Source organism: Psychroserpens mesophilus, assembly GCF_050617655.1.
Classification (GTDB): domain Bacteria; phylum Bacteroidota; class Bacteroidia; order Flavobacteriales; family Flavobacteriaceae; genus Psychroserpens; species Psychroserpens mesophilus_A.
On sequence record NZ_JBODQC010000092.1, the window covers coordinates 1 to 339 of the forward strand.

Consider the following 339-nt stretch of genomic DNA (forward strand, 5'->3'; position numbering starts at 1 on the left):
CACAGATATCCTCCACTCAATACAAACTACAGCAGTGAAAGACCTGATAGTTAAAAGTCTGCGCTCAACAGGTAAATATGTATATCCCGGCAATTTAGTCGGTTCGATTTCACGGATTAAAAAGTCCATAGCCGGACTCTGGCCCGCACGGCTTAAAACCAAAAAGAGCACAAGGATTTCCTCGCTGCGCTCGGCAATCCGTTCCATCCATTCTTGCAAATAGAGGGCCGGGCGGTTACACAAGGTCCGGTGGACCTTGTGTAGCGAGGAGCCAGGTGGTGCGTGGGCGGGTCTGGCGCGTTCTTCCCTTTTTATTTTCCGACCCACTTTCGAAAGCGA

1 protein-coding gene is annotated in these 339 nt (G+C 50.4%); it reads right to left on the reverse strand.

What is annotated here, in order from left to right; all coding sequences use genetic code 11:
• The coding region (locus ACRHNM_RS16465; RefSeq protein WP_431137716.1) for a hypothetical protein at nucleotides 1–207 on the reverse strand (207 nt) is incomplete at its 3' end.
• Nucleotides 208–339 lie beyond the last annotated feature (132 nt).